The sequence below is a fragment of the Veillonella infantium genome, from assembly GCF_002959895.1.
In the GTDB taxonomy this organism is placed as follows: domain Bacteria; phylum Bacillota; class Negativicutes; order Veillonellales; family Veillonellaceae; genus Veillonella; species Veillonella infantium.
Map to the genome: position 1 here is coordinate 100947 of NZ_PPDD01000009.1, position 25566 is coordinate 126512.

General features: G+C 36.3%; 26 protein-coding genes and 1 riboswitch. Of the genes, 24 read left to right on the plus strand and 2 right to left on the minus strand.

From position 1 onward, the window contains the following. Nucleotides 1–41 precede the first annotated feature (41 nt). Nucleotides 42–1874: a phosphoethanolamine transferase gene (locus tag VCHSUH03_RS05515; protein WP_105085542.1), complete on the minus strand. Its 1833-nt coding sequence runs from the start codon at nucleotides 1872–1874 to the stop codon at nucleotides 42–44. 166 nt (nucleotides 1875–2040) lie between these two features. Between VCHSUH03_RS05515 and VCHSUH03_RS05520 the strand changes: the two genes are divergently transcribed. From VCHSUH03_RS05520 to VCHSUH03_RS05580, 13 genes are all read left to right on the plus strand, one after another. Then, nucleotides 2041–2766, plus strand: a complete 726-nt coding sequence (locus tag VCHSUH03_RS05520) for a segregation and condensation protein A (protein ID WP_105094314.1) — start codon at nucleotides 2041–2043, stop codon at nucleotides 2764–2766. 12 nt (nucleotides 2767–2778) lie between these two features. Further along, the gene (gene scpB, locus VCHSUH03_RS05525; RefSeq protein WP_105094315.1) at nucleotides 2779–3288 is read left to right on the plus strand and encodes an SMC-Scp complex subunit ScpB; all 510 of its coding nucleotides are present in this window, start codon (nucleotides 2779–2781) and stop codon (nucleotides 3286–3288) included. Between the two features lies 1 nt (nucleotide 3289). Next, entirely contained in the window at nucleotides 3290–4018 is a 729-nt protein-coding gene (locus tag VCHSUH03_RS05530) for a pseudouridine synthase (RefSeq protein ID WP_105094316.1), read from the plus strand. After that, a complete protein-coding gene (locus VCHSUH03_RS05535; protein ID WP_105094317.1) occupies nucleotides 4015–5262 on the plus strand; it encodes a BaiN/RdsA family NAD(P)/FAD-dependent oxidoreductase in 1248 nt (415 codons plus the stop codon). The genes VCHSUH03_RS05530 and VCHSUH03_RS05535 overlap by 4 nt, the downstream gene beginning before the upstream one ends. 8 nt (nucleotides 5263–5270) lie before the next feature. Beyond that, the gene (cmk, locus tag VCHSUH03_RS05540; protein ID WP_105094318.1) at nucleotides 5271–5945 is read left to right on the plus strand and encodes a (d)CMP kinase; all 675 of its coding nucleotides are present in this window, start codon (nucleotides 5271–5273) and stop codon (nucleotides 5943–5945) included. Between the two features lies 1 nt (nucleotide 5946). Continuing rightward, the gene (locus VCHSUH03_RS05545) at nucleotides 5947–6567 is read left to right on the plus strand and encodes a lysophospholipid acyltransferase family protein (RefSeq protein ID WP_105085548.1); all 621 of its coding nucleotides are present in this window, start codon (nucleotides 5947–5949) and stop codon (nucleotides 6565–6567) included. Next, complete coding sequence (locus VCHSUH03_RS05550) at nucleotides 6558–8456, plus strand: bifunctional 4-hydroxy-3-methylbut-2-enyl diphosphate reductase/30S ribosomal protein S1 (RefSeq protein ID WP_105094319.1); 1899 nt, start codon at nucleotides 6558–6560, stop codon at nucleotides 8454–8456. The genes VCHSUH03_RS05545 and VCHSUH03_RS05550 overlap by 10 nt, the downstream gene beginning before the upstream one ends. A 113-nt stretch (nucleotides 8457–8569) precedes the next feature. Then, nucleotides 8570–9904: a ribosome biogenesis GTPase Der gene (gene der, locus VCHSUH03_RS05555; RefSeq protein ID WP_060924659.1), complete on the plus strand. Its 1335-nt coding sequence runs from the start codon at nucleotides 8570–8572 to the stop codon at nucleotides 9902–9904. Next, entirely contained in the window at nucleotides 9904–10500 is a 597-nt protein-coding gene (gene plsY, locus VCHSUH03_RS05560) for a glycerol-3-phosphate 1-O-acyltransferase PlsY (protein ID WP_024066174.1), read from the plus strand. Before der ends, plsY begins: the two co-directional genes overlap by 1 nt. A 3-nt stretch (nucleotides 10501–10503) precedes the next feature. Continuing rightward, on the plus strand, nucleotides 10504–11502 hold the full coding sequence (locus VCHSUH03_RS05565) for an NAD(P)H-dependent glycerol-3-phosphate dehydrogenase (protein ID WP_105094320.1): 999 nt from the start codon (nucleotides 10504–10506) through the stop codon (nucleotides 11500–11502). Between the two features lie 67 nt (nucleotides 11503–11569). Next, on the plus strand, nucleotides 11570–12121 hold the full coding sequence (gene rsmD / locus VCHSUH03_RS05570; RefSeq protein WP_060924657.1) for a 16S rRNA (guanine(966)-N(2))-methyltransferase RsmD: 552 nt from the start codon (nucleotides 11570–11572) through the stop codon (nucleotides 12119–12121). Between the two features lie 4 nt (nucleotides 12122–12125). Then, nucleotides 12126–12617, plus strand: a complete 492-nt coding sequence (gene coaD / locus VCHSUH03_RS05575; RefSeq protein WP_024066177.1) for a pantetheine-phosphate adenylyltransferase — start codon at nucleotides 12126–12128, stop codon at nucleotides 12615–12617. An 11-nt stretch (nucleotides 12618–12628) separates the two neighbouring features. Next, nucleotides 12629–13096 carry a hypothetical protein gene (locus VCHSUH03_RS05580; protein ID WP_005386756.1) on the plus strand — a complete coding sequence of 156 codons (468 nt, stop codon included), beginning with the start codon at nucleotides 12629–12631 and terminating at the stop codon, nucleotides 13094–13096. A gap of 41 nt (nucleotides 13097–13137) precedes the next feature. Here the strand turns inward: VCHSUH03_RS05580 and VCHSUH03_RS05585 are convergent, their stop codons facing one another. After that, complete coding sequence (locus VCHSUH03_RS05585; protein ID WP_105094321.1) at nucleotides 13138–14853, minus strand: Rqc2 family fibronectin-binding protein; 1716 nt, start codon at nucleotides 14851–14853, stop codon at nucleotides 13138–13140. A gap of 127 nt (nucleotides 14854–14980) precedes the next feature. Between VCHSUH03_RS05585 and VCHSUH03_RS05590 the strand changes: the two genes are divergently transcribed. From VCHSUH03_RS05590 to rsmB, 11 genes are all read left to right on the plus strand, one after another. Further along, nucleotides 14981–15862, plus strand: a complete 882-nt coding sequence (locus VCHSUH03_RS05590; protein WP_105094322.1) for a YicC/YloC family endoribonuclease — start codon at nucleotides 14981–14983, stop codon at nucleotides 15860–15862. 14 nt (nucleotides 15863–15876) lie between these two features. Continuing rightward, nucleotides 15877–16146 carry an extracellular matrix/biofilm regulator RemA gene (gene remA / locus VCHSUH03_RS05595; RefSeq protein ID WP_005386753.1) on the plus strand — a complete coding sequence of 90 codons (270 nt, stop codon included), beginning with the start codon at nucleotides 15877–15879 and terminating at the stop codon, nucleotides 16144–16146. Between the two features lie 8 nt (nucleotides 16147–16154). Next, nucleotides 16155–16784, plus strand: coding sequence for a guanylate kinase (gmk, locus tag VCHSUH03_RS05600; protein ID WP_105094323.1), 630 nt, complete (start codon nucleotides 16155–16157; stop codon nucleotides 16782–16784). A 4-nt stretch (nucleotides 16785–16788) separates the two neighbouring features. Then, complete coding sequence (gene rpoZ, locus VCHSUH03_RS05605; RefSeq protein WP_060924653.1) at nucleotides 16789–17004, plus strand: DNA-directed RNA polymerase subunit omega; 216 nt, start codon at nucleotides 16789–16791, stop codon at nucleotides 17002–17004. Nucleotides 17005–17057: 53 nt separating this feature from the next. After that, nucleotides 17058–18251 carry a bifunctional phosphopantothenoylcysteine decarboxylase/phosphopantothenate--cysteine ligase CoaBC gene (gene coaBC, locus VCHSUH03_RS05610; protein WP_105094324.1) on the plus strand — a complete coding sequence of 398 codons (1194 nt, stop codon included), beginning with the start codon at nucleotides 17058–17060 and terminating at the stop codon, nucleotides 18249–18251. A 101-nt stretch (nucleotides 18252–18352) separates the two neighbouring features. Next, nucleotides 18353–18453, plus strand: a riboswitch (SAM riboswitch). A 49-nt stretch (nucleotides 18454–18502) separates the two neighbouring features. Next, a complete protein-coding gene (gene metK, locus VCHSUH03_RS05615; protein ID WP_105085557.1) occupies nucleotides 18503–19693 on the plus strand; it encodes a methionine adenosyltransferase in 1191 nt (396 codons plus the stop codon). 62 nt (nucleotides 19694–19755) lie between these two features. Continuing rightward, on the plus strand, nucleotides 19756–21939 hold the full coding sequence (gene priA, locus VCHSUH03_RS05620) for a replication restart helicase PriA (protein WP_105094325.1): 2184 nt from the start codon (nucleotides 19756–19758) through the stop codon (nucleotides 21937–21939). 13 nt (nucleotides 21940–21952) lie between these two features. Further along, the gene (gene def / locus VCHSUH03_RS05625; RefSeq protein WP_105094326.1) at nucleotides 21953–22441 is read left to right on the plus strand and encodes a peptide deformylase; all 489 of its coding nucleotides are present in this window, start codon (nucleotides 21953–21955) and stop codon (nucleotides 22439–22441) included. After that, entirely contained in the window at nucleotides 22434–23444 is a 1011-nt protein-coding gene (gene fmt / locus VCHSUH03_RS05630; protein WP_105094327.1) for a methionyl-tRNA formyltransferase, read from the plus strand. Before def ends, fmt begins: the two co-directional genes overlap by 8 nt. After that, a complete protein-coding gene (locus VCHSUH03_RS09615; protein WP_105094328.1) occupies nucleotides 23428–24210 on the plus strand; it encodes a DUF116 domain-containing protein in 783 nt (260 codons plus the stop codon). Before fmt ends, VCHSUH03_RS09615 begins: the two co-directional genes overlap by 17 nt. Further along, the gene (gene rsmB / locus VCHSUH03_RS05640) at nucleotides 24203–25558 is read left to right on the plus strand and encodes a 16S rRNA (cytosine(967)-C(5))-methyltransferase RsmB (RefSeq protein WP_105094329.1); all 1356 of its coding nucleotides are present in this window, start codon (nucleotides 24203–24205) and stop codon (nucleotides 25556–25558) included. The genes VCHSUH03_RS09615 and rsmB overlap by 8 nt, the downstream gene beginning before the upstream one ends. Nucleotides 25559–25566: the final 8 nt, after the last annotated feature.

Consider the following 25566-nt stretch of genomic DNA (forward strand, 5'->3'; position numbering starts at 1 on the left):
CATAATAAAAATGCTTTTATATTACTAGAAATGTTAAAAGCTTATTTTCCTGCGTTTACAGGATCATTAGTTAATGGTTGTTCCCCTAGTAAAGTAGTTAGGTTATGTAAATTGAATCTATACTTACCATTACTAAAGTCTCTTGTTACATCATACCGTTGATTAGGTGCGTGCATAAGACCAATCAATGTGTCATATAGTAAATCATTTGTAAAGTATTGATGTTCGTGTTTAGAGAGTTCTTCTGCTGTTTGAGGATACTCAGCACGATAGTGAGGGGATAAATATATCCAGAATGGAATATGTGTCATAACAAAGTCGAATGTATCTGGATTGTGAGACTTATCTAAGCTTTCACCGTGATCGGAGAAGTATACCATAGCTTGTAAATTCAATTTATCTTTACCATAGGTGTAAATTTGTTGTAATAACCAGTCTGTATATAACTGACTATTGGCATATGCTTCTTGGCCGTCAGGATACGGACCTTGTTTCCATTTACTAAATTCATGAGGGTAACGGTCATTGTAATAAATATGACTACCCATAATATGAATAACGATAAAGTTATTTTTACTTGGATCAACAGACTGTAGTAAAGGTAAGAGTGATTCATCATAGCGATCAGAGAAAGCATAGGATTCATGTGACCATTTAGTGGTATCTGCTGTTTTTGCCATTAATGAAATAGCTGTATCATATTCGCCAAATACACCTTGGTTACTAAACCAAGAAGTAGTATATCCTGCTTTTTTAGCAACATCTAAAATATTCGCAGAATCAAGGAACGGTTTATCGTCATATTGATTTCGTTCAGATAGAGCACGCTCTAAAGTTGGTACTGTTTGTACATAAGAGGAATAGGCGTTGTCAAAGAATACAAAATCTTTATTGTCTGCACGCATTTTTCCTTGCCATGGGGTATCATCATAAGGGAAGTTCGGATTATATACCTTCATATAATCACGAGAACTAGATTCACCGATAACTAATATGATAGTTCCTGGTGTTTTATTCGCAGAGGTTTCCTTTGTATCCAAATTGAAGGAATCGAATACTAAATGATGGTTATCATTATATTGTTGCATTTGTTTTACATAGTCGCCAGCTGCAATCCAGTTTGCTACAATACATGTTTTCGGGAATAAGAAGAATGGTACGTATACTAAGAATGCTACTATGGATACAATGAGCAATGTGGAGCGCATAGGTCGTGTAGTATTTAAGTTTACTACTGCTTTCATTCCTAGATTAGACCAGTAGAGTAGATAGGTCCATATTACAAGGCCAATACCGACAGCGATAAGACCAGGAATACCAGCAGCATTTTTTAAGAAACCAAATGCTTCTTCAGGATTTGTCATGTATACTGCTAGTAAACTAGCTGGCGTTAAACAATGCCATGTAGTTAGATAGTATCCTATTTGTAAGAATGGGATAAGGCTCAATATCATGGTAATAATTGCCATGATTAATGATGTAGTTTTATGGAGACGATTCGTTTGGTTCAGTAAAAATTGAATCCCCGATAAACCCATAAAGATTAATAAGCCAAATAAAAAGTCATTAGCAAATTCATAAAAATATAAAGGTTTTACATAGGACCAGTGGAAGAGAAGTGGGAATGTAAGGGCCCAAAGAATACCGACTAAGCCATATCCTAAAAATGGTCTATGAAAAACGGTACATCCCATAAAATATTGAAATAAAAAAGTACCTACAATTGTTGGTACTGCTAAAATCGTTATATCTTCAACATCTAGACCTAGTGTAATAGGTTCATAGATGAAAAATAGAGCTATATATAAAGCAATACCAATGATACCAAAGCGAAAGATGGGGTTTCTCCCAATTTGCTTTAAACTAGATGACATAATAAATCCCCTCTTGAAGGAATACACAATAAATTTTTTTCTATAATATATAATAATTACTATAATAAAGATAGCAGATGACTGTAAAAAAAACAATTATTTGAAAGTACTACTATAAATGCTTTATAATTATATGGTTAAGTATATTTTCTAAGGATTGGGGTTTATGGGAGATTATAATTATAAGTTGGATGTCTTTGAAGGTCCTTTGGACTTGCTTTTACATCTTATTGAAAAACATAAAATAGAAATCACCGATATTCCTATCGTTGAAATTACGAGTCAATACTTGGAATATTTAGATAATTGGAATCACTTTGATATTCATTATAGTAGTGAGTTTCTTGTAATGGCTTCTACTTTGTTACAGATTAAATCGCGTATGCTATTACCTAAAGCTGAACCTGAGCCAGAGGATGCTGAAGATCCACGTGATGAATTGGTAGCTAAATTAGTAGAGTTTAAAAAAATCAAAGATTTTACAGCTATACTGATGGAACGTACGGCTGTATCCGCCAATATATTTAGTAGACCTGAAGAAACAAGCGTACTTGGGTTAGATAATGTATATAATTTAGAACTTTCCCGATTATATGAGATTTTTTATCAGACTATAAAACGCGCTAAGGAATTACCTGAAGAGGAGCCTATTCGCGAGGTCAAGGTTGAAAAAGACAGTTATAGTCTAGAGGATATGATTTTGTCTTTATCTAGTCGAGTACGACGTGGTGAAAGTTTATATTTTAGAGAGTTATTAATAGCAATTGAAACAAAAAGTGGTATGGTAACAATCTTTATGGCTGTTTTAGAATTATTGAAGCAACAAGTTATGGAAATGCGCTATGAAGAGGATGATATTATATTCACTGCACCCTTAGAAGGTACCGTATAGAAAGGGGGCTATATGAGCTTACCAACAATGCATTTAGAGGCCGTGTTGTTCTCAGCGGCAAAACCTATATCAATAGAAATGCTTGAAGAAGTATTTGAACTTTCAAAAGAGGAAGTACAAGATTATATAGATACATTACAACGGGAACTAGAAGAGCAAAATCGCGGCATCCGTTTGAGAGTATCTGGAGCAGGTATTGAGTTAGTTAGTGCCATGGACAGTGCTGACTATGTAGGTCATATCCGTAAGAGAGAAGATAAATTATCTAATGCAGCGATGGAAACATTAGCTGTCATAGCCTATAAACAACCTATAACTAAAGCTGAAATTGAAGAAATCCGCGGTGTAAATAGTGATAAGATTATTAAACAATTACTCACTCGATCTCTTATTGCGGAACTAGGTCATAAAGATACTGTAGGAAGACCTATTCTTTACGGAACAACTGACGAGTTTTTAAGGAGTGCTGGCGTAGAATCTATTGAAGCTTTACATCAAGAAGTTTCAGAAACAGAAGGATAATATGGAACGATTACAAAAATTTATTGCTAGTTGTGGTGTAGCATCACGACGCAAGGCAGAAGAATTGATTACAGAAGGAAAAGTTCAGGTTAATGGTCGTAGAGTCACTGAATTAGGTGTGAAAATTGATCCTCAAAAGGATAAAGTTAAGGTTAATGGTCAATTATTAGCCCAAGAGAAACTAGTTTATTACTTGTTAAATAAACCAAAGGGAGTTATTACATCTGTGTCCGACCCTCAAGGTCGTGAAACTGTTTTAGATTATATTAAAAATGAATCAAAACGAATCTATCCAATAGGTCGCCTTGACTTATATACAGAAGGGTTATTGTTGTTGACCAATGATGGTGAGTTGGCTCAAAACTTAACTCATCCGTCTAAGGGCGTAGAAAAAACATATGAAGTACGTATTAAGGGCCGTGTTCGTGATGAAGATTTACAGGTTATTGCCAATGGTGTAGCACTGGAAGATGGTATAACAGCTCCTGCAACAATTGTAGATCTCGGTTTTGATGATCATAATGGTGTTCATGAAGTAGAAATTACAATCCATGAAGGTCGTAATCGCCAAGTTCGTCGTATGTTTGAACACTTTGGGTACCGTATTCATAACTTAAAACGAATTGCATATGCTGGGCTTACCTTAGGTGGTGTTAAACGTGGTGGTTCTCGTCAGCTTACAATTCGTGAAGTAAAAGCCCTAAAAGCGTTAGGAGCAGGTAAGAAATGAAACAAATTGTAGTCATTGGCGGTGGTGCAGCAGGTCTTATGGGAGCTGTTATAGCTGGTCGTGAAGGGGCACGTGTCATCTTACTAGAAAAAATGAATATGGTTGGTAAGAAGATGGGCATTACTGGTAAAGGTCGCTGTAATATTACAAATAGTGCAGATATGGCCGAGTTCATTAAAAATACGCCTGGTAATGGTAAGTTCCTATATGGCGCTTATGAACGCTTTAGTAATGAAGACTTGCTTGAATTATTACATAGTTGGGGCTTAAAAACTAAAGTTGAACGAGGAGGACGTGTATTCCCAGAATCTGATTCTGCTTTAGAAGTACGCAATATATTTATGAAAATCCTTAAAAAGTATAAAGTGCAAGTTCATTTAAATGAACCTGTTATATCTATTACTGTTGAGGCTGGTCGTGTTGTAGGGGTTACAACAGATAAGGAACAATATGCTTGTGATGCCGCTATCATTTGTACAGGTGGTGCCTCTTATCCGTTAACTGGTTCTACTGGTGATGGATATGCTTTAGCTAAAAAAGTTGGTCATACCATTACAGATATAAGACCATCATTGGTACCAATTGTAACAGAGGAATCTTGGGTAAAAGATATTATGGGGCTTAGTCTTCGTAATGTTGAGGTATCCGTTATTTCTAAAAATAAGGTACAAGCAAAACAATTTGGGGAAATGATGTTTACTCATTTCGGCCTTACGGGTCCTACAATCTTGTCTTTAAGTCATACAGTAGGCAAATTGTTACGTAAGAAAAATCCACAAATCACTATTGAAATAAATCTCAAGCCTGCATTAACTGCAGAAGTTTTAGACAAACGCTTACAGAAGGATTTTGATTTATATTCAAAAAAACAATTAGCTAATGGTATGAAAGATTTATTGCCGGTAAATCTCATTCCTATTGTTATTAAGCTTGCTGAATTAGATCCAAGCAAACCAATTAATCAAATTACAAAAGAAGAACGTATGCGTTTATGTCATGTATTACAACATATGACATTAGCTGTAAAGGAGTTACGCCCTGTAGCAGAAGCAATTGTTACAGCCGGTGGTATTTCGTTAAAAGAGTTTAGTCCCAAAACCATGGAATCTAAATTGGTGAAAGGCTTATATGGTGCTGGTGAGGTTCTGGATATTGATGCCTTCACGGGCGGCTATAATTTACAAGCCGCTTTTTCTACTGGTTATGTGGCGGCTATGCATGCTGTACATGGTGATGAAGAATAGAGGTTATTATGAATACAAAAAAAATTGCCATTGCTATTGATGGTCCTGCAGGGGCTGGTAAAAGTAGTATTTCAAAAGTAGTGGCCAATGAATTGGGTTATTTATATATCGATACAGGCGCTATGTATCGAGGTGTAACATGGGCGGTTCTCGATAGCCATGTTGATGTGAAAAATCAAAAAGATGTAGAATCATTGCTCCCTTCATTAGATTTAACATTAGAGCCTACTGCAAATGCTTGTAAAGTATTTGTAAAAGGTCAAGACGTGACAGATCTAATTCGACAACAACAAATCAATGAGAATGTATCAACTATTGCCTCTTATAAAGGTGTTCGTGAATACTTAGTTGAACGACAACAAGCTATGGCTGCTGTTGGTGGTGTTATTTTAGATGGTCGCGATATAGGTTCTGTTGTACTACCAAAGGCTGAGTTGAAGATATATTTAACAGCATCTGTAGATGCACGAGCAAAACGTAGATGGCTTGAAGTTCAAGGTACTTCTAATGAACAATCATTAGAAGATATCAAAAATAATGTTGAAAGTCGCGATGAAATGGATAAAAATCGCGATGAATCTCCACTGGTGTGCGTTGAGGATGCTATTGTTGTTGATTCTAGTAACATGACGTTTGATGAAACAGTGGAACATATATTACATCTAGTACAGGAGCGAATCTAAGATGAATAAATTTTCTACATGGCTTTGGCGTACTGCCTTTTGGTTGCGCTATAAAGTCGGCTATGGACTAAAGGTATATGGGCGTGATAATTTTCCTATGGAAGGTCCCGTTATTGTTGTACCCAATCATTTAAGTAACAATGATCCACCTATCTGCGGCTATGCATTACCTAGACATGTACATTTCATGGCGAAACAGGAGTTATTTGTGAATCCCATTTCTCGATTTTTCTGTACATGGCTTGGTGCGTTTCCACTAAATCGCGGTGCTATCGACAAGGTAGCTATACGTCATGCATTAGGATTATTGAAAGACAATAAGGTGCTAGGGATATTTGCTGAAGGAAACCGTCAAAAGAGCGGTAAGCTTGGAAGATTTCATGATGGCGCAGCATCAATTGCATTGCGTACAGGCATTGGTATAACACCAGTTGCTATTATTGGATCTCATAATATGAAGAAAAATCAAGTGGCTTGTATTATTGGTAAACAAGTTCCTGTAAATAAAGCTAAACCAACACCTGAAGCAATCAAAGAGGTTAATGACCGCGTTAAAGGTGAAATTCAACGCATGATAGATTCGTATCATGAAAATCGTATAGAGGAGACTTTATGGAAATAATTTTGGCTGAAAATCATGGCTTTTGTTATGGTGTTAAGCGAGCCGTTGAAATGGCTAATGAAGCTGCAGATGGTAAGGGTAAAAGTTATACATTAGGTCCTATCATTCATAATCCTCAAGTTGTAGGTCGCCTTGAAAGTAAAGGTGTAAGTCCTATTCAAGAGGTAGCAGATATTGACGAAGGGACAATGATTATTCGATCTCATGGTGTAGGCCCTGCTATTTATGCAGAAGCTGAAGAAAAGGGATTACATATTTTAGATGCTACATGTCCTCATGTAAAAAAAGCGCAACAAGATGCTAAGTCTGTCATAGAAGATGGAATGACTTTGGTGATTTTGGGCGAAAAAAACCATCCTGAGGTAAAAAGTATCAATTTATGGGCAAATAACAAAGGAATAATCATCGAAGATGAAGAATCCGCCCAAAAACTACAAATTGTGGAAAAAATGGGTGTTGTTGTACAAACAACCTTTTCACAATTCAAATTTAACAGTATAATAGAGATATTAGAGAAAAAATCTAAGAATCTTAAGGTTTTCAAAACGATATGCAATGCAACGCAAGAACGACAGAACTCTGCCGTTGACTTAGCACGTAATGTAGATCTTATGATAGTGATAGGCGGTAAGAATAGCGGAAACACAAACCGATTGGCAGAGGTTTGTCGTGACGTTGGATGTACAACTTATCACATTGAAACTTCTACTGAATTACAACTGGAATGGTTTAACCGAGTACAGACGGTAGGAGTTACAGCAGGAGCATCGACTCCCGACTGGATTATTAAGGAGGTCATTGAGACAATGAAAGATTTTGCAGAATTATTAGCAGCAGAAGGTCAAGAAGAATTTAAGAAAGGGAACGTTGTAGAAGGTACAGTAGTTCAAGTTGAAGATGAACGCGCTTATGTATCTTTTGGCTACAAAACTGAAGCCATTTTGAACAGAACTGAAATTTCTTATCCAGCACCAGAATCTGCCAAAGATGTGTTGAAAAATGGTGATGAAATTAAAGCAGTTATCATGAACCACATCAAAGAAGATAATCCTATTTATCTTTCCATGACTCGCTTGGCTAAAGATGAAGATTGGCAATATGTTATCGAAGCACAAGAAAAAGATGAAGCTATCGTATGTAAAGGTATTGATGCTATCCCAGCAGGTTTGGTAGTAACAGTTAAATCCCTTCGTGGTTTCATTCCATTGTCCCAAGGTGATGTTCATTTCGTAAAATCCTTGGACAACTTGGTTGGTACAGAATTCGAAGCTAAAGTACTTGAAATCGAAGAAAAGAAAAACCGTTTGGTTCTTTCCCGTCGTGCAGTATTGGAAGTAGAACGTCAAGCTAAATTAGCTGAAGCATTGAAAAACATCAACGTTGGCGACAACTATAAAGGTATTGTTCGTAAAATCATGCCTTATGGTGCTTTCGTAGATATCGGTGGTATTGAAGGTTTACTTCACATTTCCGACATTTCTTGGCAAAAAATCAAAAAAGTGGAAGATGTTCTTTCCGTTGGTCAAGAAATCGAAGTTAAATTACAATCCTTCGACGCTGAAAGCAACAAATTATCCTTGTCCTTAAAAGCTTTGACTAAGAGCCCATGGGACGTAGCTGAAGAAACATTGCATGTTGGCGATGTTATTAACGGCAAAGTTGTTCGTTTGGTAGCTTACGGTGCATTCGTAGCTGTTAACGACGACATTCAAGGTTTACTTCACATTTCTCAAATTACAAAACAACGTAATGCGAAAGTTGAAGATTACTTAAACCGCGGTCAAGAAGTAGAAGTTAAAATCATTTCTCTAAACAAAGACGAAAAGAAATTGGGTTTGGCTTTAACTGAATTGATGGAAGCAAAAGAAACTGCAGAAGACGCTGAATAATTCATTGTCTAATAAAAGGCTAACCAAGGTTTCCTTGGTTAGCCTTTTTGCGTACTTTACGTAGAATATGATAAAATATAGTAATGTATTAGATTAGATAATGAGGTGAAACCATGGCAAAACCATTAGTGGCTGTTGTAGGTCGTCCAAATGTAGGGAAATCTACACTTTTTAATGCCATTGTTAATAAACGAATCTCTATTGTTGAAGATATTCCTGGTGTAACACGGGATCGTATTTACTTTGACGCAGAGTGGTTAAATCGTGAATTTACAATGATAGATACAGGTGGTATCGAATTCATAACAGATAATAGTCATGTTATTCCTAAGATGATGCGTTTACAAGCTGAATTAGCAATTGAAGAAGCGGATGTAATTTTATTTGTTGTTGATGGTAAACAAGGAATTGTTCCTGCCGATGAAGAAGTTGCAAATATATTACGTGCTAGCGGTAAACCTGTAGTTTTAGTTGTTAATAAAATTGACAGTGTCAATCAAGAACCTAATATTTATGAATTCTATAATCTTGGCTTAGGTGATCCAATTGGTATTTCTGCTAAGAATTTAATGAATTTAGGTGACTTGCTAGACGATACGGTTAAACATTTCCCTCCAGTTGGTACAAATGTTGATGATGAAGATACTATTCACGTAGCGGTTATTGGCCGTCCTAATGTAGGTAAATCTTCTTTGACTAATGCATTATTAGGGCAAGACCGCGTAATCGTATCTGATGTAGCAGGCACAACACGTGATTCCATCGATACATATTGGACCCATGGAGATCAAAAATTTGTCCTTATCGATACTGCAGGCATGCGACGTAAATCTAAAATCGAAGAAGCTGTTGAACGATATAGTATTGTGCGTTCTTTACGCTCCGTAGACCGTTCGGATATTGTTGTTCTTGTACTTGATGCTCAAGATGGTGTTACAGAACAAGATAAGAAAATTGCTGGTTATGCCTATGAAGCAGGCAAGGGTGTAATTATTGTTGTAAACAAATGGGATCTTGTTGAAAAAGATGATAAAACAACTCTGCGCTTTACTGAAGATATTTATGATGAATTAGGGTTCTTACAGTTTGCGCCGATTTTATTTGCATCTGCATTGACTAAGCAACGTATTCATCGCTTAGCTGATATGTTGAAATTCGTTTCTGAACAACAGTATCGCCGTGTATCTACAGGTACATTAAATCAATTATTGCAAGATGCTCAAACAGTAAATCCGGTCCCATCTCGTAATGGCAGAATTCCAAAGATTTACTATATGACACAAGCAAGTGTTAAACCACCTACATTTATTTTGTTTGTAAATGAACCAGAGTTAATTCACTTCTCGTATATGCGTTTCTTGGAAAATAGATTACGTGAGTCCTTTGGCTTTGAAGGAACACCAATTCGTTTAGTGTTGCGTGGTAAGAAACGGGATGATGAAGACTAATGGATATTATGGTTATCGTATATGCTATATTGGCATATCTTATTGGTTCAATTCCTAGTGGTTTAATTATTGGTAAAACCTTCTTTAATACAGATGTCCGCCAATATGGTTCTAAAAATATAGGTGCCACTAACACATATCGCGTTATAGGTCTCAAAGCTGCATTACCTGTATTTCTCTGTGATGCCTTAAAAGGCGCGGCTGGGGTAGTATTATTATCCTCTTATGGACCTATGTATATGATCTTAGGTGGTATTCTTGCTATGATGGGCCATAACTGGTCTATATTCTTAGGCTTTAAAGGTGGTCGTGGCGTAGCTACAGGACTAGGTGTATTAATTGCTTTGTCACCATTAGTTGCTTTGATTGCCTTCTTGGTATGGGGCGTTATTGTCTATTTCACTAAGCTCGTATCACTAGGATCAATTATAGCTGCCGCTTTGGTACCAATCTTAATGTATTTTACAGGCGAATCTTATTGGTTCGTTGGCTTTGGCGCTTTGGCTGCTTTATTTGTCATTGTTCGCCATTGGGATAATATCAAACGTTTACTTGCAGGTAATGAGTTAAAAGTAGAACGTATCAAAAAGGATTAATATATGAATGTTGTTGTTGTCGGCTCTGGTAGCTGGGGTACTGCTCTTGCTATTAAATCCGTATTAGCTGGAAATACCACAACTTTATATTGTCGTCGCCCAGAATTTGCAGATCAATTAGCTAAAGATTTGGAGAATAAAGAGTATTTACCTGGCGTAACATTACCAAATGAATTAGTATATAGTTCAGATCTTGCTACCTGTATTAAAGGGGCTGATATCATTCTCATGGTTACGCCATCTGTACATGTACGTACTAGTTTAGAGTCTATTAGACCATATGCTCATAAAGAACAATCGTATATACTTTGTTCAAAAGGTGTAGAGCGTACTACTGGCAAATTGCTGACTACAGTTATGAGAGAGGTTCTAGGAACAGTTGGATGTAATCTCGCTGTTTTATCTGGTCCAAACCATGCGGAAGAAATTGGACGAGATTTACCGGCTGCATCTGTTTTAAGTACAGAAGATCTTGATGTGGCCACGATGTTACAGAAAGCATTATGTAGTCAAAACTTTAGAATTTATGCAAATACCGATATTACTGGTGTTGAGTTAGCGGGGGCTACAAAGAATATTATTGCTCTCGCTGCTGGTATTGTAGACGGTCTAAAGTTAGGGGATAACTGTAAAGCATTGCTCTTAACACGTGGGTTGCATGAGATGACTCGTTTTGGTGTAGCCTTAGGTGCTCAAAAAGAAACCTATGCCGGCCTAGCTGGTATGGGAGATTTGATTGCCACATGTATGAGTCCCCATGGTCGCAACCGGGCAGCTGGACAACAATTAGCAGATGGAAATACGATGGACTATATTATTAATCATACGAATATGGTTGTAGAAGGTTTCTTTGCTACTGACATTATTTATAAAATGGCTTGTGAACATCATATTGAAATGCCAATAACAAAGGCTTTATATGAAGTTTTATATGAAGAAAAATCTCCTGCTTTGGCATTAGCAGAATTGATGGGACGAGATATTAAAATTGAAGTATCATAAATAAAAGATACTTTTAATTTGGTTATTTATATACTATAATTAATGAGTATAATCTTGTGAGGGTTGTATGCGAATTATTGGCGGAACTGCAAAGGGACATACTATAAAAGCACCTAAAGGGGTAGATACTAGACCTACACTTGATCGTGTTCGTGAAAGTGTGTTTAATGTATTATCTAATAGAGGTATATTTGGTACTCATGTATTAGATATATTTTCAGGTACAGGTGCAGTAGCTATTGAAGCCTTAAGTCGTGGTGCAGCACATGCAGTAGCGGTAGACTTTAAAACAGGAAAATTGATTTTGGAGAATGCCAAACATTGTCATGTGGAAGATCGGTTAGAAATCATTCCGAGGAAACTTTCACAATTAAAAAATTATATAATGGGACGACAGTTCGATTATATTTTTTCTGATCCACCATATGAAAATGGATTTATACAAGAAACCATAGATATGGTTGTAGACTGTGATTTATTAAAGCCTGAAGGTGTTTTATTACTAGAGCACCATAAGGACGAGGCATTTACCTTGCCTGAATCATGGAAATGTATAAAAGAACAGAAATTTGGTTATACGATGGTTTCCTATTTTGTAAACACTGCTGAAAGGAGCTAAACCTGTGCGTATAGGTGTGTGTCCGGGTAGTTTTGACCCAGTAACAAATGGACATGTTGATATTTTTGAACGAGGCAGTCGATTAGTTGATAAATTAATCATTGCTGTCAGCTCTAACCCAAATAAAAATTCCTTATTTACCATGGAAGAACGGGTTGAGATGATTCAAAATTCTGTCAAACATATTCCTAATGTTGAAATTGATTGTACAGGTGGTCTACTTAACCAGTATGTTAAATCTAAGAATGCCACTATAATCATTCGAGGATTGCGAGCTTTAAGTGACTTTGAATATGAATTTCAACGTGCGTTGTTTGCAAAATATTTGGATGATGATATTGAAACTGTATTTATTATGACAAATAATAAATACTCTTTCGTCAGCTCCACAGGTATTCGTGAACTTGCAAAATTTGGCGGTAAGCTAGATGGTTTAGTTCCGGATGATGTTAAGGAAAAACTTGAAGAACGCTTTAATACGGTCCATAATAAATAGGGGTGAAATGTATGAAAACAGAAAAATTATTAGAAGATTTAGAGGTTCTTATTGAATCTAGCAGCCGTATTCCTATGACTACAAAACGTATGGTTGAGGAAGACGAAATTATGCGTATTATTGATTCTATTCAAGAGTCTTTACCATTGGAACTTGAAGAGTCTCGTCGTATTGTAGCAGATAAAGATAAAGTACTAGCTGATGCTCAACGTCAAGCTGAAACTTTGATTGATCAAGCTAAAGACTACATTGCTAAATTAACTGCTGAAAGTGAACTAGTTAAACAAGCTCAAGAACAAGCTAATCAAATTATCAATGCAGCTAACCAATCCTCTGAGGAATTGAAATCCAGCTCCATTCAATATGCTGGTGATGTTCTTAAATATGTGGAAAACAATTTAGAAAAAACATTGGAAAGCTTACGTCAAAATCGTGAAAGTTTGAAACAAACTGAACAACGTACAGAAGAAAACCAATAATATTATAAGAAAAGAAGCGAAGGATTTCCTTCGCTTCTTTTTTATTCATTATAATTATCAGGTTTTTTAGGCTCAACGATCATTGTTTGATGAGTGCTAAAAATAACAAAACCAAGTGGAGACCCAGGTGGCTTTTTTATATTTTTGATGTATGTATAATCTACAGGTACTTTGCTGGTTTTACGTGCCTTACTAAAGTAGGCTGCGTATTGAGCGACTTTAGATAGAATCATATCATCAGGCTCTACATTAAGTCTTAATATGAGATGGGAACCTTGAATATCTTGTGTATGGAACCAAATATCTGTTGGTTTGGCAAATCGATGAGTCAAATATTCATTTTGTTGATTGTTACGGCCAATAAATATTTCACCTTCATCGATGGTTAAATGAATGTAATTTGATTTACCTAATTTATATGATAATGGCTTCTTCGATTTTTTAATAATGCCTGCATCCATACATTCTTTACGAATTTCTTCTAAGCTTTCACGGGTAGTGGCTAATGAAATACTATATAAAATTGATTTGAGATATTCAAGTTTTGTAGTACTAGCATTAAGTTGATATTCACCACTGACCATACGATTTTTTAATTTAGTATAGAGCTTATAATACCATTGACCGTTTTCTACAATTGTAAGATTTGGCTTTAGAGGAATTGTTAATAATTCTCCATCTTCAGAAAGAAGATTTGGTAATTGGATAGAAGGTTCATATTGAACTTGTAAGTGAGCATTAATCATTAAGATATCACCATATAGTTTATATGTATCCATTTTATTGGTGTCATCTAATTCATCTTTAATCTTTTGATGACGAACTTCTTCTTTTTTTATGGCTGCTGTTAAGATCTTTTCTAGTTCTTTATCTGCAGTGTGAATGGATTTTGTATTATGAATCGATTCTTCTAAGGCTTCTGAAATCGTACTATATTCTTTAAGGACTTTATAATTTTGTAGGATAAAAGTGGCATGTGCTTTTTTATTATTATCATTAATTAAAGTAAGCAAACCATTACTTTCATTGAGCTTAATTTTTAACTCATATAACGCCTTAGCTAAGGCATCAACTTGCGTGGGAATTAAGTCACTTATGATTTCATTACCACTAAGATCTGAAGTCAATAATACTTCATCCAATAAAGGTTTACCAAAACCGTTAAAGATGGCACGTATAGATTGTTGTACAGTGCCATCACCGAAGGAGGTAAGTAAATTTTTGATTTCATTATAATCAAAATCCATTAAACTCACACGATTAGCATTAGGTGGTAATTCATAGTGTAGTTTAGGACTTATAGAACGTTCACGATTCATTAAAGGCGATACATGAATTAATGATTCTAGAATAACTCCATCTTGAACAAAGATACAGTTTGAATACTTGCCCATTAGTTCCACATATATAAATGTACTCGTAATAGAACCATCCATTTCAAGCTTATCCGTTTGGATACACATGATTCGATCACCATTGATTTGTTCAACCTTTACAATACGGCTACCCTCAATATGTTTACGAAGAAACATACATAGTGAACTAGGTTCCTTTGGTAAATCTTGAAGAGGTTTGCTGAGATACATTGCGGGGGTTGCACCAACAGTGATGACTAGGCTTTGATCTTCGTTAAGTGCACGAATTTTAAATAGTAATGTAGTTTTATCTATTTGATATAATTTTTGTATTTGACCTGTTTGTAATCGCTCATTTAGTTCTTTAGCGAGAACAGACATGGTAAGTCCGTCTAAATTCATAGTACTCCTTTCAATTCTATTTAGAAGTATAGTTTAGTATAACATAATGTACATATAATTCTTAGTATTTAAACACGGAATGTATAATTCGTGGTACAATAATAAAAACTGCTAAGGAGGATATCATATGAAAAGTATGACCGGTTTTGGTTCTGGTACCGCAACCAAAGATGGCATTACCTGTACGGTAGAAATTAAGACTGTAAATGCACGATTTTTGGATTTATTTATACGTAGTCCAAAGCAAATAAACCCTTTTGAAAGTATTATTCGTGGATTAGTACAAGATCGGATTACTCGTGGTAAAGTTGAAGTATCTGTTTCTATTCAGGATGCAGGGGAAAGACCTAAAACTTTTACAATAAATAGTGTATTGAGAAAGCAGATACAAGAATTGCTTGTTCAAGAAGAGTTTTATGATGACCCTAAAAAAGTGCCTTTACAAGCGGTCAATTCCATTTCTAATGAATGGATACAACAACAAGATACTCCGATTGCAGAAGATGTGCTTTCAGAAATAGTACAAGAATCTACAAACCAAGCACTAGATGCCTTAATAACAATGCGTACTGTAGAAGGTAAACATATTGAACAAGATTTATTGTCTCGTATCACTACTTTAGAAAATATAATCAAGAGTATTGATGAGAATAAGGCCGGCGCTGTAGATGCGTATCGTGAGCATATAAAGGGAAAAATTCAAGAATATTTAGTGTCTTTAGAGGCAAGTATCAGTGAAGATCGTTTTTTGCAAGAAATTGCTTTATTGGCTGATAAGACTGATATTACGGAAGAGATTGTCCGATTTACCTCACATGTGGTACAATTAAAAAACACACTTGTAGATGAGAATTCCATCGGTCGTAAGGTGGATTTTATTTTGCAAGAAATGAATCGTGAAGTGAATACAATTGGTTCCAAAGCTATGGATTCAAGTATTACAGAGTTTGTGGTTCAGCTAAAATGTGAGTTAGAGAAAATTAGAGAACAAGTACAGAATGTAGAGTAATAGGAGGTCCATAAATGAGTATTCAGTTATTGAATATAGGCTTTGGTAATATGGTATCTGCTAACCGTGTTATGGCTATTATTAGTCCCGAATCTGCACCGATAAAACGTATGGTTCAAGATGCGCGTGACAAGGGCCTACTCATTGATGCTACATATGGTCGTAAGACTCGTGCTGTATTAGTTATGGATAGTGGTCAAATTGTATTATCTGCAATTCAACCAGAAACCGTAGCACATCGACTTGTGCAATATGATGTAGACGAAGATACAGTAGAATCATAGGAGTACATATGTCAGACAGAGGATTATTAATCGTTATATCCGGGCCATCTGGCGCAGGTAAAGGTACGATTTGTGCGAATATTCGAAAAGAAATGCCTAATTTAGTATATTCTGTTTCAATGACCACACGGGCACCTCGTGTTGGTGAAGTAGAAGGGGTTAATTACTTCTTTCGCTCGAAACAAGAATTTGAAACTCTATTAAGTGAAGATGCATTTTTAGAATATGCAAAAGTATATGATAATTACTACGGTACACCGAAGCAACATGTAATAGATTTATTGGATGATGGTAAAAGTGTACTGTTAGAAATTGATATTCAAGGTGCTATGCAAGTTAAAGAACGTTTTAGTGATGCTGTATTTATTTATATAGTACCACCGTCATTAACTGAGTTATCTGAGCGATTACATAATCGCGGTACAGATGCGAAAGAAGTTATTGATAAACGGTTGTCATTAGCCTGTTCTGAATTGGCATTAGCCCATCGATATGACTATATAGTTGTAAATGATGATCTCGGAGAGGCATCTGAGAAGGTTGCATCTATCTTACGAGCTGAATCCTGTAAGATTAGTCGCAATAAAGAGCAAATTCAATTTATTTATAAACAGTATCAAGAGTCTAAGGAGAAGTGATAGTATGATGGTAAAACCTCCATTGAAAAAATTGGAAAATCAAGTAGATAGTAAATATACTTTGGTAACATTGGCAGCTAAACGTGCTCGTGAACTAACAGATGGCGAACCATGCTTAGCTGAATCTACACATGCAACTGACAAGCCTGTTTCCTTGGCATTCTATGAAATTGCCGAAGGTGAAGTGACTTATAAACGCACTAAAGAAGGCATTAAATAAGAAAAACGATTCCTTGTATCATTGATACAAGGAATTTTTAAAAGGAGAAGAAAATGCGAGGAAAACATATCATTGTCGCTGTATCTGCAGGTATTGCTGCGTATAAGGCAATTGAAGTAGTTAGCAGACTTCGTAAAAAAGGTGCTGAAGTGAAGGTGGTTATGACTCAAAACTCCACTCATATAGCTTCACCTCTTACATTTGGTGAAATTAGTGGACATCCTGTAGCTATCGACATGTTTGAACAAGTACATCAATGGGATGTGGAGCATATTGCATTAGCTACATGGGCAGATGCATATGTGGTTGTTCCAGCTACGGCAAATGTAATTGGTAAAATATATGCCGGTATTGCAGATGATATGCTAACAACAACAATAATGGCTACTAAGGCTCCAAAATATCTTTGTCCTGCTATGAATACAGAAATGTATAACAATCCGATTACTCAACATAATTTGGAAGGTTTACGTTCTCTTGGCTATCATATTATGGAACCTGCTGAAGGATGGCTTGCTTGTGGGGTTACCGGTATGGGGCGTCTACCAGAGCCCGAAGCCATTGTAGATTGGCTTGAATCACAGATGTGCAAATCTAATGAGCTTGAAGGTACTACAGTACTTGTTACAGCAGGTGGTACGCAAGAAAATATCGATCCTGTTCGTTATATTGGTAATCGGTCTAGTGGAAAGATGGGGTATGCTATTGCTGAGCAAGCAGCCCGGATGGGGGCTAACGTTATTTTGGTCAGTGCACCCACATCTTTAGCCGTACCTAGTGGAGTAGATTTTGTTCCTGTTGACTCTGCTTTATCTATGCAAAATGCTGTTGAATCTCGATATGGCGAGGTAGATGTGGTTATCATGGCGGCAGCAGTATCTGATTTTAGAGTCCTTCACAAGGCAGAACAAAAAATAAAGAAAATGGAGTCCATGACATTAGAACTTGTTAAAAATCCAGATATACTACAAGGTCTAGGTGCTAAAAAGAATCATCAAATTCTTGTAGGTTTTGCAGCAGAAACTGAGCATGTTATTAAATACGGTCAAGATAAGGTTACTAGAAAAAATTTAGATATGCTCGTAGCAAACGATGTTAGTAAATCTAATGCAGGCTTTAATGTAGATACAAATGAAGGATACTTCTTATATCCTCATAAAGATCCAAAAGAAATGCCGAATATGAAAAAATCTGAATTGGCCCATAATATTATGAAAGAAGTTGTGGAATTAGTAAAAAATAAATAACACCATACATGAGAGAATCTTATGTTTGTAGTTTGTAATTGATAGAAAGATATGTAATAATGACTTGCTTTATCAATGTAAATACACTATAATATTTCTGTAACTCATCAAGAGTAGTGGAGGGATAGGCCCTATGAAGCTACAGCAACCATTCCAAGAGGAAAAGGTGCTAATTCCTATGACAAATGTCGTTAGATGGGAGGGTCTCTCATGAGTACATGAGAGGCTTTTTTTCGTATTAGGAGGATAAAATGGCTGAAAAACATATGTTTTTTACTTCTGAATCTGTTACTGAAGGCCATCCAGATAAAATAGCTGACCAAATTTCTGATGCTGTTTTGGATGCGATTATTGAAAAAGATCCAACTGCTCGTGTAGCTTGTGAAACTTTAGTTACTACTGGTTTAGTTCATGTAGTAGGCGAAATTTCTACAAACACATATGTGGATATTCCTCGCATCGTACGTGATACTGTTCGAGAAATTGGTTATACACGTGCTAAATTTGGCTTTGACTGCGACACTTGTGGTGTTCTAGTTTCTATTGATGAACAATCTGCTGATATTGCTATGGGCGTTGATGAAGCTCTTGAATCTAAAGATGGTAATGGTGAAGCACTTGATAAAATCGGTGCTGGTGACCAAGGTATGATGTTTGGTTATGCATCTAATGAAACACCTGAACTAATGCCTATGCCTATTTCTTTGGCTCATCGTTTATCCCGTCGTCTTACAGAAGTTCGTAAAGATGGCACTTTAACATATCTTCGTCCAGATGGTAAAACTCAAGTGACTGTTGAATATGTTGATGGTAAACCAAAACGTATTGATACAATTGTTATCTCTACACAACATAGCCCTGAAGTTACGCAAGAACAAATTAAAGCTGATTTAAAACGCTTTGTTATCGATGCAGCATTGCCTGCTGAATTTGTTGATGAAAATACAAAATATTTCATTAACCCAACTGGCCGTTTCGTAATCGGTGGTCCTCATGGTGATGCTGGCTTGACTGGCCGCAAAATCATCGTAGATACTTACGGCGGTATGGCTCGTCATGGTGGCGGTGCTTTCTCTGGTAAGGATCCATCTAAGGTTGACCGCTCTGCAGCATATGCAGCTCGTTATGTAGCTAAAAATGTTGTAGCAGCAGGCCTTGCTGATAAGTGTGAAGTACAAGTTGCTTACGCAATCGGCGTTGCTCATCCTGTATCTATCTTAGTTGATACTTTTGGTACAGGTCATGTTGAGGAAACTAAAATTCAAGAACTCGTTAAGAAACATTTCGACCTTCGCCCAGCAGGTATTATTGAAATGCTTGATTTGTTAAAACCTCATTATCGCAAAACTGCAGCATATGGTCACTTTGGTAGAACTGATGTAGATTTACCTTGGGAGCGTACTGACAAAGCAGCAATTTTAAAAGCTGAAGCTGGCTTATAATACAAAAGGTCTTAGTAGAATTTCTACTGAGACCTTTTATAGTAAATGAAAGGATATAATGTATGCGTGTCGCACAAGTTATTATTAATAGACCGGCCAAACAACTTCATAAACCATTGAGCTATTTAATGCCTGAAAAGTTTGGTAATGTCTTACCTGGTACACGCGTACTTATTCCTTTAGGCAATAGTCGCGAAGAGGGAATTCTGATTGGCTATGAAGATTTAAACGAGCCCCCTGAGTTCACATTGCGAAATATTGTTCAAGTATTAGACAATGAACCTTGGTTCACACCTGAAATGATGGATACTGCTCGTCGTTTAAATGAATATTATTTATTCTCTTATGGCGATGCATTGCGTTTATTTACTGTTAATAAAACTCTAAAATCTTATGAGGCGCCTAAGGAAGAATGGCTTGTGGTTACACCTGCTTTCACGGTAGAACAATTTAGTGAACGAAAAAAGAAACAACGAGAGTTGGCAAAATATTTACTTGAAGTAGGGGGCGCATCAAAAGCTTTATTATTAGCTAAAGGCTTTTCACGTATGGTCATTAAACAAGTTAGTGAAGCTAAGGGGATTACTATTGAATCTAGATTTAAAGCGACAAAGACTACCTTTGATGAACTGTTTACAGCAGAAGTCAATATACCACTAACTGATGCACAACAAGCCGTGTATGAACCGATACAAGAAGCGATGAACACACATCACCATAAAACCTTTTTGTTACATGGTGTAACGGGTAGCGGAAAAACTCAACTATATTTAAAAGCTACAGCAAAATGCATTAGTCAAGATAAGACTGCTATTATTTTGGTTCCAGAAATTATTTTGACAGATCAGATAGTGCGTCGTTTTGTAGAAACCTTTGGAGATGAAGTTGTAGTATTTCATAGTAAATTAACAGTTCAACAACGCAATAATAACTGGGAGCGTTTACGTCGCAAGGATAGTCATATTATCATTGGTGCACGATCAGCAGTATTTGCTCCAGCTGAGGATATTGGACTTATCGTAGTAGATGAAGAGCATGATACTTCTTATAAGCAAGAGGACATGGTTCGTTACCATGCTAGAAATGTTGCATTATGGCGTGGGGAAGCACATGGTTGTCCTGTAATACTAGGTTCTGCAACACCATCTGTAACCTCCTATTACAAAGCTAAGCAAGGGGAGTATCATTTGCTTGAATTACCACATCGTATTTTTGAACAACCAATGCCAAAAGTAACTATTGTGGACATGAAGGAAGAAATTCTTCATGGCAACTATTCTGTTTTTTCTGATGCTATGAGTAGCTTAATTCAAAAAACATTGAATGAACATAACCAAATGATTATTCTATTGAACAGACGTGGTTATAGTACCTTTGTAATGTGTCGCGATTGCGGGGAAACTATTATGTGTCCTCATTGTGATGTAGCTATGGTGTATCACCAAGCAGGTGAAGAATTACGGTGCCATTACTGTGAACATCATGAACCAATTCCTACGGTCTGTCCAAAGTGTAATAGTCAACGCATTAAATTCTTTGGATCAGGTACACAAAAGGTGGAGGAAGAGTTGCGACGTCATTTTAAGTCGGCTCGTATTGCCCGCCTTGATCAAGACGTAACTAAAAACAAACAATTAGCAGAAGATATTTTACATGATTTTGGGACTCATAAATATGACATCTTACTGGGAACACAAATGGTGTCAAAAGGTCATGACTTTAAAGATGTAACAGCTGTCGGTATTTTAACGGCTGATTCAGTTTTAAATATTCCTGTATATTCCGCATCTGAAAGAACTTTTGATTTACTTACACAGACATCTGGCAGGGCTGGTCGTGGTGATAAACCAGGCAGTGTAGTAATACAAACATATAATCCTTTAAATTATGCTATAATAAAGAGTAAGGCTCATGATTATGTAGGCTTTTACAACGAAGAAATTCGAAATCGTAAAGCATTAGGATATCCTCCGTTTAGAGAGATGATTCACATGGTAGTGCGTCATCAAAATATGGAGACCTTAGAGGCCATAGCTAATCGTATTGTAAGCGATTTAGAGGTCCATAAAGGTGATACAGATATTCTCATTAATGGACCTTATGAAGCAAATATCAAAAAAGTACGGGATATGTATCGTTTAGCGATTATGATTCGAGGTACTGACTTATCAAATTTAAAAGAATATATATATAATTCATGGATCTTCACACAAGAAGGACTTTTGATTGATGTAGATCCTGTTTAGTATAGGAGTATAAATGGCAGTATTAGATGTTGTGAAAGCAGGTCACCCCGTTTTAAAACAAATTGCGGAACCTGTAGAACATGTTAATAAAAAACTTAGAGCCCTTATCGATGATATGGCGGAAACAATGTATGAGACTGATGGCGTTGGACTTGCTGCACCTCAAGTAGCGGTGTCAAAACGAATTATCGTCGTAGATGATCATGCCGGTAGTGGTCTCATTGCATTAATTAATCCTGAAATTACGCATGCTGAGGGATCTCAAGTGGGACCAGAGGGTTGTTTAAGTGTACCAGGGTATTTTGGCGATGTGGAAAGATTCGATAAAATTACCGTTAAAGGTATAGACCCTCATAATAAAAAGGTAACAATTAAAGCTGAAGGATTTTTAGCGCGTATTTTTCAACATGAGATTGATCATTTAGAAGGTCATTTGTTTATTGAAAAAGCAACTAACTTACGATTGATTACTGATCACCCAGAGGAGAAAGAAATTGTATAATCAAAAACAATTGCGTGTCGTATTTATGGGGACGCCTGATTTTTCTGTTCCTACTTTGGAAGCATTAATAAAGGCTGGTCACTCTATTGTTGGTGTATACTGTCAGCCAGATAAACAAAAAGGTCGCGGTAAACAAGTTCAAATGCCACCTGTAAAAGTGGCAGCTTTAAATCATAATTTACCTGTATTCCAACCGGTAACATTACGTGATGAACAAGTACAAGCAGAACTAGAAGCTCTAAATCCCGACGTAGTAGTGGTTATTGCATACGGTAAAATTTTACCGCCATGGCTTATTCGTTTACCACAATATGGATGTATTAACGTACATGCATCTATTTTACCTAAGTATAGAGGTGCTGCACCAATTCATTATGCCATATTAAATGGTGATACTAAGACAGGTGTTACAATTATGCATATGGATGATGGCCTTGATACAGGCGATATTATTGATATCGTGGAGACTGATATTTTGTGTGGTGAAACAACAGGGCAACTATTTGAACGTATGGCATTACTAGGTGGCGAAACTATTGTTCCAGTATTAACTCGTTGGGTTAATGGAGAAATTGTGGCTACGCCACAAGATGATACAATGGCTACACATACTGCTAAGATTACAAAGGAAATGGGGCATATAGACTGGTCTAAGTCAGCCCATGAAATTGTCAATCTTATTAGAGGTCTTAATCCAGCTCCTGGATGTTATACGTATCTCGATAGAAAACGTTTAAAAGTATGGTCTGGTGAAGTGGTCCCAAGTGATACGACTCACTGTTTGATAGATGTCCATGGTAAACATGTACCAATTGCTATATCAGCCACAACTGTGCCTGGTACAATCGTATCTAAAATAGCCGGTTTAGGTGTATTTTGTGGTGATGGAAATATAATTCTATTAACAGAAGTCCAACCAGAAAATAAAAAACGTATTTCTGCAATTGATTTTATTAATGGACATCAGATAAAGGAAGGTATCGTTTTTGGAGACTCAATATAAGCAGTACGAAACGTATCCGTTATACCTGATATTATCATCAATTACATGTGCCATAATTACTGTAATTATGGGATTTCTAATGTATATATTAGAGCCTGGACTTTCACAATTACATCCTGTTGCACCCATAATAAGTACAGTGATTTTTTCGGTATGCATTTGTGTTATATGGTTATTGTGCGCATCCTTGATTATTGCTAGTTTCGGTATACTACGGTTACATCCTATTGTTTTAAGGCTTGCTAACCAGTTTATATATGGACTGTTTCCAGTGTCCCTATTGATTGGTAAAGTGAGAGGGGTTACTAAGGATCAATTGCGTCAGTCTATGATTGACTTGATTAATCATCTAGTGATGCTTGATATGTATACAGTTGATCCAGAACGTATATTGTTATTGACACCTCATTGTTTACAGGAAAGTTCATGTGTTCATAAGGTTACACATGATGTATACAATTGTAAACAATGTGGTAGATGCCAAGTTGGAAGTTTATTGCAAATTGCTAAAGAGTATGGCTGTCAATTTATAGTGGTAACAGGTGGTACATTAGCGCGAATGAAGGTAAAAGAAGCACGACCAAAGGCTATTGTAGCTATTGCTTGTGAACGTGATTTAGCAAGTGGTATGGCTGATGTATTTCCGATACCTGTCATTGGCGTTTTAAATGAAAGACCTAATGGACCTTGTTGCAATACTACAGTAGATCCTGAACGTGTTCGAGCAGCAGTTGAACAATTAATTGGTAGGAAAAACGATGACTGAAGTTAAAACGAATCAACAACTAAATATTCGATTGCTCGCAGTGAAAGCTTTGAGTGATATTAATCGTAATGGTGCTTATGCCAATATCAAGTTACAAGAGTATTTACAAAAATATCATTTATCCGATTTAGATCGAAGATTTTTCACGGAGTTGGTCTATGGTGTCATCCGTAGAAAAAATTATTTAGATGCCATTATTGTTCATTTTGCCAAAAGACCATTAAAGAAATTATCATCCATGGTTGTAGAAATTCTTAGACTTGGCATTTATCAAATTATCTATATGGATAAAGTCCCTGAAAGCGCAGCGGTCAATGAATCTGTAAAATTGGCAAAAAAGTTAACTAGAGGATTATCTGGCTTTGTAAATGCCGTATTACGTTCAGTATTACGTGAAAGTGATAGTATTTCTATTGGTGAACTTGCCAAGTCTGAGGCTGAAGAAATTTCTTTCATTTATAATCAACCTTTATGGTTAGTTAATTTATGGATAAATGAAATGGGGAAGGATAAGACTATAGATCTTTGTGCTTGGTTTAATGAACAACCTCGTTTGACAGCACGTATAAATACTGTAAAAGTATCTATTGAGGATTGTTTAAAAGAACTACGAGATTTAGGTTGGACTGTTGAACAGGACAATGATATTCCAGAAGTAGTTTATATTGATGCACATCAAGGGCACTTGGAAAAAGCAAAACCTGTTATGGAAGGTCATATTACCTTTATGGATAAAGCCTCTATGCTCGTTGCTCATGTAGTTGATCCTAAGCCAGGCGAGCGCATATTAGATTGTTGTGCTGCACCAGGTGGTAAGTCTATGCATATGGCAAGTCTCATGAATAATACGGGTGCTATTATGAGTTGTGATATATACGATCATAAATTAGAGCTTATGAATCAAAATGCTGAACGACTTGGAGTATCCATAGTTTCAACTAAGCTACAAGACGGTCGTTATTTACCCGATAATTGGAAAGAACAATTCGATCGCGTCTTAGTAGATGCACCGTGTTCTGGACTTGGCATATTACAAAAAAAGTTGGATATGCGTTGGCGTAAAACACAATCTTTACTTACTGACTTACCTCCATTACAGCTTGAAATATTAGAAAAAGCTGCTGAAATGGTTAAAGTTGATGGATATTTAGTATACTCTACTTGTACTATCAATAGTGGGGAAAATGAGGATGTACTAGAAAAATTTCTAGCAACTCATAAGAACTTTATCATTGATTCTGTATCATTTGATGGGTTGCCACAAGCTGTAGAGGGTATGATTACAACATATCCGCCACGAGATCAGATGGATGGATTCTTTATGGCTCGTGTAAAACGCATATCATAATAATAGAA